We start from the raw sequence: 16,367 nt of genomic DNA on the forward strand, positions 1-16,367 counted from the left end.
GACCCGGAGCCCCGAGCCGGATTACCGACAACGGGCACCACCTCGGAAGGTGATCGGATCGACCCGCCGTTTCTGCGGGACGCGGCAGATAGTGGCTTTCACCACCCAGCGCAACCCCGCCTTCCGGCAGAACCAGACTGACCAACCGGCCCGTCGTGGTGGGCGCTTTCTATGCCCCTCGGCGGCGGCCGTCAACACGCCGATGACATGCGCATGACATGGCTGCATCCCGCCCATCGCCCTTGACGCACCGGAATGCCAGGAAGGCCGGAATCCGTCGGCCGTCCCCATCTCCGCCCATCCCTTCCGCTTATGACGCAGGCAAGGCGGCCGGAACGAGGGGCCTCCGAGGGCAGCATCGCGACCCGGCGGGAAGGTTCCCTCAGTCACGCCGTGACCCACTCCGCAAAGATGCTCGCCTCGGTTCCACGCAGCGTGCCCCACGTCCACCTTGCCGCACCGTCTACCACTCGGTAGAATCGCGCACGATGCAGGATGCACGACCCGCCTCGCGCCCTGGCCTCGCCAGGATCGGACTGGCCGAACAGGTTCGCGCCCGCCTCCTGGAGCGGATCATGGACCGGGACCTCGCGCCCGGGGCCCGGCTCAACATCGATGCCCTGGCGCGCCAGCTGGGCGTCAGCTCCTCACCTCTGCGGGAGGCGCTGGCTGCTCTCGCGGCACGCGGCCTGGTGCGGAACGAGGCGTTCCTCGGCTTCTCGGTCGCCCCCCTGCCCGATGCCGGCTTCCTGCGGGATCTCTTCGCCACGCGCCTGCGGGTCGAGCCCTGGCTGGCCGCGCAGGCGGCGACGCGCATCGGGGCGGACCACCTCGACCGTCTGCGACAGGCAATGGCGGCGATGGCGCCGGAGGTGCGGAGCGGTCCCTGGCAGCGCCACCACGCCCACGCGGCCGCGGATGAGAGCTTCCACGACACCATCGCCGAGGCCGCCGGCAATGCGCCCGCGCGCCAGGCCCTCGCGGCGCTGAACGCGCAGATCCACGTCTCGCGCCTCTACCTCGCCGTGCAGACCGGCGCCGAGGCGACAGCCGCCGAGCATGAGCGCCTGCTGCGGGCGCTGGAAGCCGGCGACCCCGCCGCCGCCGAAGCCGCCATGACCGCCCATCTCGAAGGATCGCGGGAGCGCCTGCTGCCATGACCATGCAGACCGACACCACCGCGCGCATCGCCCGCATCCGCCTGCATCCGGTGGTCCACACGATGCCGGACAGCCACGCCTACGGCATGGCGCGCGGGCTGACGGCCGCGCGCGGCGCCACCATCGTCGAGATCGAGACCACCACCGGCATCACCGGCTGGGGCGAGGCCTGGGGCCCACCCGCCTTCCCCGCCGCCTATCTCGAGATGGTGGAGACGCGCTGGCGCGGCGCGCGGCTGACCGACCATGCGGCGCTGTTCCACGGGCTGATCGCGCAGAACTACCATTTCGGCGTCCAGAACGGCCTGATGGCGCTGCTCTCGGGCATCGACATCGCGGTCCATGATGCGCTCGGCAAGGAACTCGGCCTGCCGGTCCATGCCCTGCTCGGCGGCCGCGCGCGGGAGGAGGTGGCATGCTACGCCTCGGGCGGCTACTTCACGGCCGATCCCGCGCGCGGGCTCGAAAGCCAGCTGCCGCGCTTCGCGGACTTCCCCGCATGCAAGATCAAGATCGGCCGCGGCGCCGCGGACGATGCGGCGCGCGTGCGGATGGTGCGGGACGCGCATGGCCCCGGGATGCGCATCTTCGTCGACGCCAACGGCAACTACACGCTCGACCAGGTCCTGGCCTCGATGCGCGCGATCGAGGCGCTGGAGGTCGGCTGGTTCGAGGAACCCCTCGCCCCGGCCGAGGAGGAGGGCTACCGCCTGCTGCATGCCCGGGCGACGATCCCCGTCGCGACCGGGGAGGCGCTCTACACCGCCTTCGCCTTCGACCGGCTGCTCGCGCCGCGGGCGATGGATGTGGCGCAGCCGGACCTCGCCCTGGTGGGCGGGCTGAGCCAGGGGCGGCTGATCTCGCAGCTCTGCACGCTGCGCCATGCGCGCCTGTCGCCGCATGTCTGGGGCAGCGGGCTCGGGTTGGCGGCGGCCGTGCACCTGGTGGCCGCGCATCCCCCCTACCCCGCCACGGTGAACGAGGCCGACCCGCCCTGGGTCGAGTACGACGTCGCCGACAACCCGCTGCGCGAGGACATCCTGGTCGCGCCGCTCCGCCCGGTTCGGGGCGTCATCCCGGTGCCGACCACGCCCGGCCTCGGCGTGGAGCCCGACCGCGCGGCGCTTGCGCGCTTCCGACCGCGGTGAGCGGCACCGCGCCCCTGCTGCGGGCCGAGGGCCTGTCGGTCGCCTTCCCCGGCGGGAAGGACTGGCTGCGGGCCGCGGAGGACGTGTCCTTCGCCCTCGCCCCCGGCGAGACCCTGGCCCTGGTCGGGGAGAGCGGCAGCGGCAAGTCCGCCACCGCCATGGCCGTGGCACGGCTGCACGGGCCCGAGGTGCGCGTGACCGGGCGGCTTGCCTGGACGACGCGGGAGGGGGCCGAGGTGGACCTGGCAACCCTGCGGGGAGAGCCGCTGCGCCGGCTGCGCGGGCGCGACATCGCGGTGGTGTTCCAGGACCCGGGCAGCGCGCTCGACCCGGTCTTCCCGGTGGGCGACCAGATCGCCGAGACGCTGCGCCACCTGAACGGCGCCACGCGCCGCGCCGCCGCGGAGGGCGCTGTCGCGCTGCTGGAGCGCGTCGGCATCCCCGATCCGGCGCGCCGCGCCGGCGAATACCCGCACCAGCTCTCGGGCGGGATGCGCCAGCGCGCGGTGATCGCCCTGGCGCTGGCCGGCCAGCCGCGCCTGCTGATCGCCGACGAGCCGACGACGGCGCTCGACGTCACCATCCAGGCGCAGATCGTGGAGCTGCTGCAGGACCTGCAGGCGCGGGACGGCATGGCGATGATCTTCGTCAGCCACGACCTTGGCCTGGTGGCGGGCCTCGCCCACCGCATCGCCGTGCTCTATGCGGGCCAGGTGGTGGAACAGGGGCCGGCTGCCGCGGTGCTGTCCGCCCCACGGCATCCCTACACCCGCGCCCTGCTCGACTGCGTGCCGGAGCTGGAGAATGAGGGCGCCCCGCCGCCCCGCGGCATCCCCGGCCGGATGCCGAGCCCGCTTCGGCCCGTCCCGCATTGCCGCTTCGCCGATCGCTGCGCGCTGGCCGCGCCGGCCTGCCGGGAAGCGCCGGTGCCGATGCTGGAGGTCGCGCCGGACCGCGCCAGCCGCTGCCTGCGCTGGGCGGAGGTCGCATGACCGCGCTGGTCGAGGCGCAGGACCTGCGCATGGAATTCGGCGGGCCCACCCTGTTCGCCCCGCGCCGCGCCGCCGTGCGCGCGGTGGCGGGGGTGGATCTCGCCATCGCGCGGGGCGAGGCGCTGGGCCTGGTGGGGGAGAGCGGGAGCGGCAAGTCCACCGTCGGGCGGATGCTGCTGCGCCTGCTGCGGCCGACCGCCGGACGCGTCGCCTTCGACGGGCGCGACATCACCGCGCTCGACCGCGCGGCGCTGCGGCCGCTGCGGCGGCGGATGCAGATGGTGTTCCAGGACCCCTTCGGCAGCCTGAACCCGCGGCTCGCGATCGGCGCCGCGGTGGCGGAGGGCATCGTCCTGCACGGCATCGCACCGCGCGCCGAGGCGCGGGAGCGTGCGGCGGCGCTGCTGGCGCGCGTCGGGCTTCCGCCGGAAGCCATGGCGCGCCCGCCCCGCGCCCTGTCGGGCGGGCAGCGGCAGCGCGTGGCCATCGCGCGGGCGCTGGCGGTGGAGCCGGAGTTCCTGGTGGCGGACGAGCCGGTCTCGGCGCTCGACGTGTCGGTGGGGGCGGAGATCCTGGCCCTGCTGCGCGAATTGCGGGCGGAGCGGCAGCTGGCGATGCTGTTCGTCTCGCACGACCTCGGCGCGGTGCGGGCGCTCTGTGACCGGGTCGCGGTGCTCTATCTCGGGCGGGTGATGGAGGAGGGGCCGGCATCCGCCCTGTTCCGCGACCCGCGGCATCCCTACACCCGCGCGCTCCTCTCGGCCTCCCCGGCGCGGCCCGGGCGGGCGCGGGGCCCGCGCATCGTGCTGCGGGGGGAGATCCCGAGCCCCGCGGCGCCGCCGAGCGGCTGCGTCTTCCGCACCCGCTGCCCCGCCGCCCTGCCCGCCTGCGCCGAGGTGGTGCCGGCGCTGCGCGAGGTGGCGCCCGGGCGGCGCGCCGCCTGCATCCGCGACGAGGTGGTGATGCCATGACGGGGCGTCTTCTGGTGGTGGGCGGGGGCGGCTTCGTCGGCAGCCGCGTGCTGCGGGCGGCGGCGGCGCGCGGCATCGCCTGCGCCAGCTTCGGCCCGGCGGGGCGCGACCTCGCGGCCGGGCTCGGCATCGCGCGCTTCGAGGGCGGCGCGGAGGATCGCGGCGCGCTCGACGCGGCGCTCTCGGCCTTCCGCCCCGATGCGGTGGTCTGGGCCGCCGGGCACAACCCGGGTGGCGACGGCCTGGCGCAGACCGCGCAGCTGGACCTGGCGCGCGCGGTCGCGGTGAATGCGGGGGCCTTCGCCGCGCTGCTCGGCGCCTGTGCCGCGGCGGGGGTGGCGCGGGTGGTGCAGTGCGGGTCGACCGTCGTCTACGGACCCGCCTCGCTCTACGCCGCCCCGCGCGTGGGGGAGGATGCGCCCCCCGCGCCGCGGACCGCCTACGGCCTCACCAAGCTGATGGCCGAACAGGCCGCGGCCTGGGCCGAGGTCGCGCTCGGGCTCGACGTGGTGACGCTGCGCCTGCCGCTCGTCTTCGGGCCGGGGCGCTGGTACGCGGGCGCGGCCGGGGCCTATGCGCGGATGCTGCGCGCGGCCGCCAGCGGCGCGGCCCTGCGCGAGGAGGTGCCGGACGCCGCCTTCGACGTGGTGCATGGCGACGACGCGGCGGAGGCGATCCTGCTGCTCGCGGCGCTGCGCGGCCCGCCGCGGGTGCTGAACATGGCCGGCCTGACCACCAGCCTGCCCGCCATCGCCGCGGCGCTGTCGCCCCGGATCGAGGCGGTGCCGCGACCGGCGCCGGCCGCCTTCCCGCTGGTGGACGAGGCGCGGCTGCGCGCGCTCGGCTGGGCGCCGGGCCGGGGGCTGGCGAGGATTCTCGACGACACGCTTGCGGAAGCGAGGGGGACACCATCATGAGCCACGAAGCCAGGCTCGCCGAACTCGGCATCACGCTGCCGCCCTACCCGCCGCCGGCCTTCGACTACGTCCCGGCGGTGGTGCATGGCGGGCTGGTCTGGATCAGCGGCCAGCTGCCCCGCGCGGCGGACGGGTCGCTGCCGGTGCTCGGGCAGCTCGGCGCGGGCGTCGGGGTCGAGGATGGCCGCCGCGCGGCGGAACTCTGCGCGCTGCAGGCTCTCGCGGTGCTGCGGGGCGCACTGGGCTCGCTCGACGCCGTGGCGCGGGCGGTGAAGGTCACGGGATTCGTCGCCTCCGCCACCGGCTTCGTCGAACAGCCGAAGGTCATCGACGCGGCGTCCGGCCTGCTCGGGCGCGTCTTCGGCGAGGCGGGGCGCCATGCGCGCAGCGCCGTCGGCGTCGCGATGCTGCCGCGCAACGTGCCGGTCGAGATCGAATTCGTCTTCGCGCTGAAGGACGCCTGACCATGGCCTGGCTCGAACTGGCCGAGATGACGACGCTGGAATTCGCCGCCGCGAAGCCGCGCCTGGCCCTGCTGCCGGTCGGCGCCACGGAACAGCACGGCCCCAACCTCAACATGGCGACCGACACCGTGATCGCCCACCGCGTCGCGCAGCGCATCGCGGAGGCGATGGGGCCGGTCGCGGTGGTTCTGCCGCCGCTGCCCTTCGGACTGTCGCAGCACCACATGGGCTTTGCCGGCACCGTCACCTTCTCCGAACGCACCTTCCTCGACGCCTGCGCGGACGTGGCGCGCAGCATGAAGGCGCATGGCGTGACGCACCTGCTGCTGGTGAACGGCCACAACGGCAACACCCAGGCGCTGGGCGTCGCGGCGTCGCGCATCCTCTACGAGGTTGGGATGCAGGCGGCGGTGGCCTTCTACTTCCAGCAGGCCGCGGACCGGGTGAAGGCGCATGGCAGGACCCCGCGCTTCGGCCATGCCTGCGAGGTCGAGACCTCTGTCGCGCTGGCGGTCGCGCCCGAACTGGTGCGGCGCGACGCGCTGGCGCCGGGCGAGATGGTCGCGCTCGACCTGCCCCTCGGCACCAACGAACAGCCCTTCTTCCTGCAGGTGCCGATCCCCTTCGACCGGCAGACGCGCAACGGCGTCTTCGGCGATGCGCGCCTGGCCAACGCGGAAGCCGGGGAGGACATCATCGGCACCGCGGTGGCGCGCACCGTCACCTTCCTGCACGCCTTCCTGGCCCGCTGACAACGACGACGAGGGAGAACGAACCATGTGGACACCCACCATCGGCCGCCGCGCCGCGCTGCTCGGCACCGCCGGGCTGTTCGCGGCCCCCGGCCTGTCCCGCGCGCAAGGAGCGGCCGCCGACTTCTACGGCCCCGCGGACCCGCAGGCGCGGCGCGGCGGCACGCTGACCGTCGCCATCGCGAACGAACCGCCGAACCTCGACCCCTTCCACCAGGCGGGGGACGCGCGGACCGCGGTGACGGTGCTGATGTACCAGGGCCTGATGTACGAGCACCCGTCGGGCGAGGCGCGGCCGCTGCTGGCGGAAGCGATGGAGATCTCGCCCGACGGGCTGACCTACACCTTCCGCCTGCGGCGCAACGTGGTGTTCCACACCGGCCAGCCGATGACCTCGGCCGACGTCAAGTACAGCTACGACTACATCCGCGACGCATCGAACGGCAGCCCGGGCGCCGCCGATTTCGGCACCATCGCCGAGATCGCGACGCCCGACGACCACACGGTGGTGATCCGCCTGTCGCGGCCCAACGCGTCGCTGCCGATGACGCTGACCAACCGCTTCGGCTGCGTCGTCCCGCGCAACACCTTCGCCCAGCCCGAGGCCCGGACGCGCCTGTCGCAGCAGTCGGTCGGCACCGGCCCCTTCCGCCTGGCCGAGTTCCGCCCGCAGAGCCACATCCGCATGGCGCGCTTCCCGCAGTACTGGGAACAGGGCCAGCCCTATCTCGACAACATCCTGTTCAGCGTGCAGCCGAACGCGGCCAGCCTGCTGGTCGCGCTGCGCAACCGCCGCGCCGACGTCGCGCTGCTGCCGCGCCCGCAGGATGCCGAACAGCTGCGCGACGTGCCGGGCCTCAACATCGGCACCGCGCCGTCGCTGCGGCAATGCTCGCTCGACCTCGACGGCAACCACGCGCAGCTGCGCGACGTGCGCGTGCGCAGGGCGATCGCCCTCTCCCTCGACAAGGAGGCGATCATGCAGGCCGCGATCGGCGGCCACGGCACCGTGCTCGGCACCACCGTCGCGGCGATGCAGGACAGCTGGGGCGCGCCCTTCGACCAGCTGGCGACGCAGCGCCCCGACCTCGACCGCGCCCGCGCCCTGCTGGCCGAGGCGGGCCATGCCGGCGGCTTCAACCTCGACCTCGTCAGCATCATCGGCTTCGAGTGGATGGATCCGGCCGCGGTGACCATCGCGCAGCAGCTCCAGCGCGTCAGCATCCGGCTGAACATCCAGCGCGTGGAGCTGGGCGTGTGGCTCAACGCCTTCCGCACGCGCAACATGCGCTTCACCTTCAACGACTGGGGCACCCAGCCCGACCCGCACATCCTCTACTACCGGCACTTCCGCAGCCCGCCGCAGGGCGCGGACTTCCGGAACTGGGCCAATGCCGATGCCGACCGGCTGCTGGACCAGGGGATGGAGACGGCAGACCCGGCGGCGCGCCGCCGCATCTACGTGGACCTCCAGAAGCTGATGAGCGAGACGGTGCCGTCCGTCCTGCTCTTCTCGCCGAACCTGGTGACGGTGACGCAGGCGCGGGTGCGCAACTACGCGCAGCACCCGACCGGCTGGTGGTTCGGCCTGGCCCGGGCCTGGATCGCGGCGTGATCGCGGCGCTCGCCCAGCGGGCCGGCGCGGCGGCGGTGACGGCGGTGCTCTCCACCGCCGCCGTCTTCCTGCTGATCCGCGCCGTGCCCGGCGACGCCGTGGGCGAGATGCTGGGCCAGAGCGCCGGCGACCCGGCGGCCGAGGCCGCGCTGCGCGCCTTCTTCGGCCTCGACCGCCCGTTGTGGCTGCAATATCTCGGCTGGGCGGGCGACGTGCTGCGGGGCGACCTCGGCACCTCCTGGCGGCAGGGCCTGCCGGTGGCGGGCATCGTGGGGGAGGCCTTCCTCGTCACCCTCCAGATCGGGCTGGTGACGCTGGCCATCGCGCTCGTCGTCGGCGTGCCGCTCGGCATCCTCGCGGGGGTCAGGCAGGGCAGCGTCGCGGACCTGCTGGTGGAGGCCTTCTCGCTGGTGGCGCTGTCGGCCCCGGTGTTCTGGACCGGCATGGTGCTGCTGATCGCGGCCGGCGGCTGGCTCGGCTGGTCGCCGCCGCTGATCTATGCGGGCCCGGGCGAGAGCCTGCCCGACAACCTGGAAAGCATCGCCCTGCCGGTGGCGGCGCTCGCGCTGCTGCAGGCGGCCGCCTACGCGCAGTTCGCGCGGCAGCAGACCGCGCTGGTGATGCGGCAGGACTTCCTGCGCGCCGCCATCGCCCGCGGGCTGCCGGCGCGCGTGGTCTACGGGCGCCACCTGCTGCGCAACGTCGCCATCCCGCTGGTCACCTTCGCGGGCGTGATCCTGGTGCAGATCCTGGGCGGGGTGGTGGTGGTGGAGACGCTGTTCGCCATCCCCGGCCTCGGCCGGACGCTGCTGGCGGCGATCCAGGCGCGGGACTACCCGGTGCTGCAGGGCGCGTTGCTGGCGGCCGTGCTGGTTGCGCTGCTGGTCAACATGCTGGTCGACCTGCTCTATGCGGCGATCGACCCGCGGGTGCGCGGGGCATGATGCGGCGCGCGCGCCTCGAACAGGCCGCGGGCCTGGTGCTAACCGCGCTGCTGCTGCTGGTGGCGGTGGCGCCCGGCCTGTTCGCCGGTGCGGCGGACCAGGTGGACGTGGCGCGGCGCCTGGCCCCGCCTTCCGCCGCCAACTGGTTCGGCACGGACGAGACGGGGCGCGACGTCTATGCGCGCGTGATCCACGGCGCGGGCACCACGCTCGGCATCGTCGGCGCGGCGGTGCTGCTGGCGGCCGCGATCGGCGGCGTCACCGGGGCGATGGCGGGCTTCTTCGGCCGGCTGGGCGACATGGCGCTCTCCCGCGGGGCGGATGCGCTGCTGGCCTTCCCGCCGATCATCCTGGGCGTGGTCGTTGCCGCGACTTTGGGGCCGGGCGCGGCCAACCTGGTCCTCGCGCTCGGCATCATCTACGCGCCGGTGTTCTTCCGCATCGCCCGCGCCGCCGCGCTGGGCGAGGCGGCGCGGCCCTATGTGGAGGCGGCGCGCGCGCTGGGCCACGGCGAATGGGCGGTGCTGCTGCGGCATGTCGCGCCGAACGTGGCGCCGACCGTGCTGCTGCAATGCGTCATCCTGTTCCCGCTGGCGCTGCAGATCCAGGCGGCGCTGGGCTTCCTCGGCCTCGGCGTGCCGCCGCCGACGCCGGACTGGGGGGCGAGTCTGCAGGAAAGCCGCAACTACCTGACGGTCGCGCCCTGGCTGGCGATCTTCCCCGGGCTTGCGCTGCTGGTCGCATCCCTCGCCGCGCTGCTGCTCGGCCGCGGGCTCCAGGGCCGGGGCTAGCGCGCAATGGAAGGAGACGGTGTCATGCCCGGCGAGACCGATGCCCTGCCCGGGATCCGGCACGCGCGCCTGCCGGGCGTGACGCTCGCCTACCGCGACAGCGGCGGCGGCGGCACGCCGCTCGTCCTGCTGCACGCGAATACCGGCACCAGCGCAAGCTGGGCGGCGCAGTTCGGCCCCTTCGCCGCGGCGGGCTACCGCGTCATCGCCTTCGACCGGCGCGGCTGGGGCGAGAGCGTGGCGGACCCCTTGGGCGGCCCGCAGCCCGGCAGCATCGCCGAGGACCTGGCCGCGCTGGCCGACCACCTCCGCCTGCCGCCCTTCCACCTCCTCGGCATCGCCGGCGGCGGCTTCGCGGCGCTGGACTACGCGCCCTGGCGCCCGGAGACGCTGCGCAGCCTGGTCGTGGCGGCCAGCAGCGGCGCATTCTCGGACCCGGAGATGGAGCAGCTTGTCCGCAACATCTCCGTCCCCGGCTTCACCAGCCTGCCCGAGATCCTGCGCGAGATCGGCCCTTCCTTCCGCGCCCTGCATCCCGGGCGTGTCGCGGCCTGGGCGCGGGCGCAGGAAGGCGCGCGGCAGCACGGGGCGGCGGCGCAGCCGCTGCGTACGCCGAACACCCTGGCCAAGATCGCCGCCATCCGCACGCCGATGCTCGCCATCACCGCCAGCGCGGACCTCCTCGCCCCGCCCGCGCTGATGGCGGCCTGGCTGCGGCACGTCCCGCATGCCGAGATCGTCCCGATCGTCGATGCGGGCCACTCCGTCGCGATGGAACAGCCGGAACGCTTCAACGCGGCGGTGCTGGACTTCCTGCGGCGGATCGAGGCGCCCGCGGCGCCTTAGACCGGCCGGCGTTGAAGGTGATCCGATGGCGGCGGGCGAAGCCCGCCGAGCCGCCGGATGGCGGCCGCCGCATCTGCGGCGAAGCCAAGGGCCGCGGATGCGGCCCGCCCGGTGTCTGAGGGGCGTGAATGTGTCAGCATTCACGCCGGTCAGTATTAGACCGGCGCTGCTCAGCTGCCGATCTCGCCGCCGTCCTTCTTCACGATGGCGATCACCGAAGGCCGCGGCGGCACGCCCTCGGCGAAGTCCGGCCAGCGGGTGGACGGGCGCTCGAAGGTCGAGCCGGCGTCGTCGCCGGGATGCTGGACCGCGAGGAACAGCGTGCGGCCATCGGGCGTGAAGCAGGGGCCGCAGACCTCGGCGCCGGTCGGTGCCCGGTAGAACAGCCGCGTCAGCGCGCGGCCATGGCCGGCGGTGTCGGCGGCATAGAGGCCGTCCGCCACACCGGCCGCCGCCGGCGCGCCGTCGGTGGCGATCCAGATGCGGCCCTTGGCGTCGAAGGCGCAGTTGTCGGGGCAGGACAGCCAGCCCTGGTCGCTGGTGGCGCGATGGTAGCGCGCGCCGGCGTCCACGCCCGGCTTGCCGGCCATCAGGAACACCTCCCACCGGCCCTCGGGCGCCGCGTGGTCCACCGCGGGCGTGCCGGCGCCGGGGGGGATGATCTCGATGACATGGCCGTGGATGTTGGCGGCGCGCGGATTGACGCGGCTGACCTGCTGCGCGGTGCGGCGTTCGTTGTTGGTCAGCATCACGTAGACGCGGCCATTGGCGGGGTTGGCCTCCACATCCTCCGGGCGGTCCATCGGCGTCGCCTGCAGCAGGTCGGCGGCGCGGCGGGTGTCGACCAGCACCTCCGCCTGGCTGCGGAAGCCGTTCGCCTCGGTCAGCGGGCCCGTCCCGTGCACCAGCGGCAGCCACTCCACGCGGCCGTCGTCGTGGAAGCGCGCGACGAACAGCGTGCCGTCGTCCAGCAGGTCGCGGTTGGCGGCCCGGTCATGCGGGTTCCAGGGGCGCGCGGTGACGAACTTGTAGACGTAGTCGAAGCGTTCGTCGTCGCCGGAATAGAACACCACGCGGCCGTCATGGCTGACGGCATGGGTCGCGCCCTCGTGCTTGAAGCGGCCGAGCGCGGTGCGCTTCACCGGCACCGAGGCGGGATCGTAGGGATCGAATTCGACCACCCAGCCGAAGCGGTTCGGCTCGTTCGGTTCCTTGTCGAGGTCGAAGCGGCCGTCGAAGCGGGCCCATCCATAGGTCGCCTCGGGCAGGATGCCGTAGCGGCGATAGCTTGCGGCCTGCGCGCCGCTGCGCGCGGCCTCGCCGCCGAAATACTGGTTGAAGTTCTCCTCGGCGCTGAGGACGGTGCCCCAGGGCGTGTTGCCGCCGGCGCAGTTGTTCAGCGTGCCGCGCACGCGCGTGCCGGTGGGGTCGGCGCCGGTCCTCAGCAACTCGTGCCCGGCGGCGGGGCCGGAGACGCGCATCTCCGTCTCCGCCGTGATGCGCCGCGCATGGCGGCTGCCCGGCACGACGGACCAGCGGTTGCCCTCCTTGCGGATCTCGATCACCGACAGCCCGTGCGCCAGCCACTCGATGCGGGACTGCTCCGCCGTCGCGCGCAGGCGGCCGCCGCGGCCCGCGCCGATGCCGGGGAACATCAGCTGCGTGTCGGTGTATTCGTGGTTCACCACGAGCAGCCCGTGGTCGGACGCGCCGGAACCCTGCGGCAGCGGGCGGAAATCGAGGAAGTCGTTGTTGTAGCCGAACTGGCCCGCCTGCGCGTCCGGCGCCTGCGCCCCGGGGTTCCAGGCTGGCGCCCCGGGCAGCACCGGGTCGCCCCAGCGGATCAGGGTCTGGACCTCGTAGCCCTCCGCCACCGCGTCGCGCTGCGCCATGCCGTGCGACAACTCCCGGAAGCCGAGGCTGGACGGCCCGCCCTCCGCCGGGACGGCAACCTGCGCAAGCGCCGGCCCGACCTCGGCGAGGAGCCGGTCGGCCAGCGCCGCGGCCCCGACGCCGAGCAGCGCGGCCCGGCGCGACATGCGGCTTCCGACCACCTCGCCGATGGGCATGCGGGGGGCGGGGTTGCTGCCGATGTCCTCGATCTCGGGGGGGTGGTCGCCGGGGGGCGGGCTTCCGGGCATCGTTGCCATCCTTGATGTCGCCGCGACGCATAGCGGGGAGAGGCGAAACGCCGATGACACTTCGGTGTCAGGGCGATGATCCCGGGCCGCGCCGCCGGCCCCGCCGCACTGGGGGCCGTGATGGCCGGCCCGAACTGGGGTATCGAGGAGGCCCCTTCCCTCCGCCACGGCGACCGAAAGGACAGAGATGACGCCCGACGACGCCTTCCGGGCCGAGCTGCGCGCCTGGCGCCGCGACTTCCACGCCCATCCCGAATTCGGCTTCGAGGAACACCGCACGGCCCGCCTGGTGGCGGAACGCCTGCGCGCCTTCGGCATCGCGGATGTCGCCGAGGGCGTCGGCGGGACCGGCGTGGTGGCCACCCTGCGGCGGGGCAGCGGCAACCGCTCCGTCGCGCTGCGGGCGGACATGGACGCGCTCCGCATCCCGGAGGCGTCGGACCTTCCCCACCGGTCGCGGACCCATGGCGTGATGCATGCCTGCGGCCATGACGGGCACACCACCATGCTGCTCGGCGCGGCCCGCATCCTGGCCGCCGGGGGCGGCTTCGACGGCACCGTCCGCTTCGTCTTCCAGCCCGCCGAGGAATGGGGCAGGGGCGCGCTGGCCATGCTGGAAGACGGGTTGCTGGACCGCTTCCCCTTCGATGAGATCTACGGGCTGCACAACCAGCCCGGCCTGCCGGTCGGCGCCTTCCGCACGCGGGCCGGCGCCGTGATGTCGGCCGAGGACAATTTCGAGGTCGTGCTGCGCGGCCTCGGCGGGCATGCCTCGCGCCCTCAGCAGGGGCGCGAGGCGCTGGTGGCCGCCTGTGCGCTCGTGCTGAACCTGCAGACGGTCGTCTCCCGCCGCGTGGCGCCGACCGACACGGCCGTCGTCTCGGTGACCGAGCTGCTGACCGACGGCACGCGCAACGCCCTGCCCGGCACGGCGCGGGTCCTGGGCGATGCCCGCAGCTTCCGCCCCGAGGTGAGCGCCACCATCGAGGCGGAGCTGCGCCGCATCGCCGCCGGCACCGCGGCCGCCTACGAACTGGCCTGCGACGTCACCTACACGCGCGAATTCGTGCCCACCATCAACGACCCGGCCGCGGCCGCGGCGGCGCTGGCCGCGGCGCGGACGGTGGTGGGCGAGGCGAACGTCGCCGAGGCGGCGGAGCCGAACACGGGCTCGGAGGACTTCGCGCGGTTCCTGCAGCACGCGCCGGGCTGCTTCGCCTTCATCGGCAATGGCGAGGCGTCGAAGCCGCTGCACAACCCCGGATACGACTTCAACGACGACGCGCTGCCCCACGGCATCGACTGGTTCGTCCAGATCGTGCGCGACCGCCTGCCCCTTCGCGAGAGCCAGCCATGACCGACCCCCGCATCGACGCCGGACGCCTGCTCGGCCGTCTGAAGGCCCTCGGCGACATCGGGCGCGACGGCGACGGCCGGCTGACCCGCCTCGCCGCCTCGGATGCCGACGGCGCGGGGCGGGACGCCGTGGCCGGCTGGATGCGGGAAGCGGGGCTGGAGGTGCTGGTGGACCGCATCGGCAACCTGTTCGGCCTGTGGCAGGCGGGTGCTGAGGACGCGGCGCCGCTGATGCTCGGCTCCCACATCGACACGGTGATCGATGCGGGCATCCACGACGGCTGCTACGGCGTGCTGGGCGGGCTTGAGGTGGTGCAGGCGCTGCGCGAGGCGGGCGCGAGGCCGGCGCGGCCGATCGCGGTGGCGGCCTTCACCAACGAGGAGGGCGTGCGCTACGCGCCCGACATGATGGGCTCGCTGGTGTATGCCGGCGGGCTCGGCGTGGAGGAGGCGCTCGCCACCCGCGGCACCGACGGCACCGTGCTCGGCGAGGAGCTTGCCCGCATCGGCCATGCCGGTCCGCACGAACCCGGCTTCCTGCGCCCCCATGCCTACCTGGAACTCCACATCGAGCAGGGCCCGGTGCTGGAGCGCGAGGGCGCGCGGATCGGCGCGGTGGAGAACCTCCAGGGCATCTCCTGGCAGCGCGTGACGATCGGGGGGGAAGCCAACCATGCGGGCACCACGCCGATGTCCATGCGCCGCGATGCCGGCCATGCGGCCGCGCGGGTGGTGACCTTCCTGCGCGACCGCGTCTCCCGCGGGAATTCGCCGACGGTGGCGACGGTGGGCTGCATGTCCTTCGAGCCGAACGCGATCAACGTCATCCCCTCCCGCGCGGTCTTCACCGTGGACCTGCGCGACCCGGACGAGGTGCGGCTGCGGGCGGAGGAGGTGGCGCTGGTGCGCCACCTGGACGAACTGGCGGAGATGGAAGGCGTGACGATCTCCGTCGAGCGCCTGGCGCGCTTCGAGCCGGTGACCTTCGATGCGGGCATCGTGCGGCTGATCGAGGACGCCGCCCGCCGCCGCGGGCTGCGCTGCCGGCGGATGACCTCGGGCGCCGGGCACGACGCGCAGATGATGGCCCGCCTCTGCCCCGCCGCGATGATCTTCGTCCCCAGCGCCGGCGGCATCAGCCACAACCCGCGCGAACACACCGAGCCAGCCGACCTGGTGGCGGGCGCGGAGGTGCTGCTGGAGGTGGTCCGGACGCTCACGCAGGGACCCGGCTGATCCCGCGGCGGCCCACGGGCGCAGGCCCTGCTCGTGCGGGGCGGCAGCGGGGAACACACGCGCGACCTGATGGCCGCGTGGCGCATGTTCGGCTCATCCCCGCGCATGCGGGGAACACGGCCGACGCCATGGTGATCCGCGCCATGCGGCCGGCTCATCCCCGCGCATGCGGGGAACACACGTGGGTGGAGGTCGCGGCCGGCGCGCCGCGCGGCTCATCCCCGCGCATGCGAGGAACACCACGAGATGCAGGCGACCCGCGCCCTGCAGATCGGCTCATCCCCGCGCATGCGGGGAACACGGCGCGGGAGTGTGGGCGGGGCGGGTGTCGTCCGGCTCATCCCCGCGCATGCGGGGAACACGCCCGGCCCGGCCGGCAGCGCGGCCAGCAGGGCGGCTCATCCCCGCGCATGCGGGGAACACATGGCGCGCGCGCGCTCGGCCGTCATGCCGTCCGGCTCATCCCCGCGCATGCGGGGAACACCAGGAAGGCGCCAAGATCGGCACCGCCCTGAACGGCTCATCCCCGCGCATGCGGGGAACACCTGTCGGCCGCCGCCGCGAACCACGCCGTCACCGGCTCATCCCCGCGCATGCGGGGAACACGCTCGGCATTGGCAGGTGAATGCTGAATATGACGGCTCATCCCCGCGCATGCGGGGAACACGACACCGCGGCGTAGGTCTCCATCAGCGTCGTCGGCTCATCCCCGCGCATGCGGGGAACACGGGCGATGCCGTGGCGCGCGTCCAGTTCGACCCGGCTCATCCCCGCGCATGCGGGGAACACAGCAGCAGCATCACGTCGAATCGGTGGCCGACCGGCTCATCCCCGCGCATGCGGGGAACACGAACGACGAGGTCGGGCTGATGCAGGACCGCCCGGCTCATCCCCGCGCATGCGGGGAACACGCGCGCAGCCAGGCCAGCCGATCGGCGCCGGCCGGCTCATCCCCGCGCATGCGGGGAACACGCCGCGCGCGGCGATGCCGATATGCGGGACGCCGGCTCATCCCCGCGCATGCGGGGAACACC

At 74.1% G+C, this 16,367-nt stretch carries 14 protein-coding genes and 1 CRISPR repeat array (1 of these 15 running past the window's edge); of the genes, 13 read left to right on the forward strand and 1 reads right to left on the reverse strand.

Translation table 11 applies throughout. From position 1 onward, the window contains the following. Positions 1-488: 488 nt before the first annotated feature. The 11 genes from ACK8OX_RS18250 to ACK8OX_RS18300 are packed head-to-tail and all read left to right on the forward strand — an operon-like array spanning position 489 to position 10,600. On the forward strand, positions 489-1,160 hold the full coding sequence (locus tag ACK8OX_RS18250) for a GntR family transcriptional regulator (RefSeq protein WP_430665662.1): 672 nt from the start codon (positions 489-491) through the stop codon (positions 1,158-1,160). Continuing rightward, positions 1,157-2,308, forward strand: a complete 1,152-nt coding sequence (locus ACK8OX_RS18255) for a mandelate racemase/muconate lactonizing enzyme family protein (RefSeq protein ID WP_430665663.1) — start codon at positions 1,157-1,159, stop codon at positions 2,306-2,308. The genes ACK8OX_RS18250 and ACK8OX_RS18255 overlap by 4 nt, the downstream gene beginning before the upstream one ends. Next, positions 2,305-3,300: an ABC transporter ATP-binding protein gene (locus ACK8OX_RS18260; protein WP_430665664.1), complete on the forward strand. Its 996-nt coding sequence runs from the start codon at positions 2,305-2,307 to the stop codon at positions 3,298-3,300. Before ACK8OX_RS18255 ends, ACK8OX_RS18260 begins: the two co-directional genes overlap by 4 nt. After that, positions 3,297-4,271 carry an ABC transporter ATP-binding protein gene (locus ACK8OX_RS18265; RefSeq protein WP_430665665.1) on the forward strand — a complete coding sequence of 325 codons (975 nt, stop codon included), beginning with the start codon at positions 3,297-3,299 and terminating at the stop codon, positions 4,269-4,271. Before ACK8OX_RS18260 ends, ACK8OX_RS18265 begins: the two co-directional genes overlap by 4 nt. Further along, a complete protein-coding gene (locus ACK8OX_RS18270) occupies positions 4,268-5,188 on the forward strand; it encodes an NAD-dependent epimerase/dehydratase family protein (protein WP_430665666.1) in 921 nt (306 codons plus the stop codon). The genes ACK8OX_RS18265 and ACK8OX_RS18270 overlap by 4 nt, the downstream gene beginning before the upstream one ends. Then, positions 5,185-5,652, forward strand: coding sequence for a RidA family protein (locus ACK8OX_RS18275; RefSeq protein WP_430665667.1), 468 nt, complete (start codon positions 5,185-5,187; stop codon positions 5,650-5,652). The genes ACK8OX_RS18270 and ACK8OX_RS18275 overlap by 4 nt, the downstream gene beginning before the upstream one ends. 2 nt (positions 5,653-5,654) lie before the next feature. After that, positions 5,655-6,404 (forward strand): creatininase family protein, encoded by a 750-nt coding sequence (locus ACK8OX_RS18280; RefSeq protein WP_430665668.1) that lies wholly within the window; start codon positions 5,655-5,657, stop codon positions 6,402-6,404. Positions 6,405-6,429: 25 nt separating this feature from the next. Beyond that, the gene (locus ACK8OX_RS18285) at positions 6,430-8,019 is read left to right on the forward strand and encodes an ABC transporter substrate-binding protein (protein ID WP_430665669.1); all 1,590 of its coding nucleotides are present in this window, start codon (positions 6,430-6,432) and stop codon (positions 8,017-8,019) included. Then, the gene (locus ACK8OX_RS18290; RefSeq protein ID WP_430665670.1) at positions 8,016-8,963 is read left to right on the forward strand and encodes an ABC transporter permease; all 948 of its coding nucleotides are present in this window, start codon (positions 8,016-8,018) and stop codon (positions 8,961-8,963) included. Before ACK8OX_RS18285 ends, ACK8OX_RS18290 begins: the two co-directional genes overlap by 4 nt. Then, the gene (locus tag ACK8OX_RS18295) at positions 8,960-9,754 is read left to right on the forward strand and encodes an ABC transporter permease (protein ID WP_430665671.1); all 795 of its coding nucleotides are present in this window, start codon (positions 8,960-8,962) and stop codon (positions 9,752-9,754) included. The genes ACK8OX_RS18290 and ACK8OX_RS18295 overlap by 4 nt, the downstream gene beginning before the upstream one ends. 24 nt (positions 9,755-9,778) lie before the next feature. Continuing rightward, on the forward strand, positions 9,779-10,600 hold the full coding sequence (locus ACK8OX_RS18300) for an alpha/beta fold hydrolase (RefSeq protein ID WP_430665672.1): 822 nt from the start codon (positions 9,779-9,781) through the stop codon (positions 10,598-10,600). 170 nt (positions 10,601-10,770) lie between these two features. Here the strand turns inward: ACK8OX_RS18300 and ACK8OX_RS18305 are convergent, their stop codons facing one another. Continuing rightward, positions 10,771-12,741: a PhoX family protein gene (locus ACK8OX_RS18305; RefSeq protein WP_430665673.1), complete on the reverse strand. Its 1,971-nt coding sequence runs from the start codon at positions 12,739-12,741 to the stop codon at positions 10,771-10,773. A gap of 187 nt (positions 12,742-12,928) precedes the next feature. Here ACK8OX_RS18305 and ACK8OX_RS18310 point away from each other — a divergent pair, with 187 nt between their 5' ends. Both ACK8OX_RS18310 and ACK8OX_RS18315 read left to right on the forward strand, forming a co-directional pair. After that, positions 12,929-14,098, forward strand: coding sequence for a M20 aminoacylase family protein (locus ACK8OX_RS18310; RefSeq protein ID WP_430665674.1), 1,170 nt, complete (start codon positions 12,929-12,931; stop codon positions 14,096-14,098). Then, a complete protein-coding gene (locus tag ACK8OX_RS18315; RefSeq protein WP_430665675.1) occupies positions 14,095-15,333 on the forward strand; it encodes a Zn-dependent hydrolase in 1,239 nt (412 codons plus the stop codon). Before ACK8OX_RS18310 ends, ACK8OX_RS18315 begins: the two co-directional genes overlap by 4 nt. Positions 15,334-15,422: 89 nt before the next feature. Beyond that, a CRISPR array of direct repeats spans positions 15,423-16,367; the repeat unit is 29 nt; unit sequence CGGCTCATCCCCGCGCATGCGGGGAACAC (it continues 4,759 nt past the right edge of the window).

It is taken from the genome of Falsiroseomonas sp. CW058 (assembly GCF_050563535.1).
Classification (GTDB): Bacteria; Pseudomonadota; Alphaproteobacteria; order Acetobacterales; family Acetobacteraceae; genus Falsiroseomonas.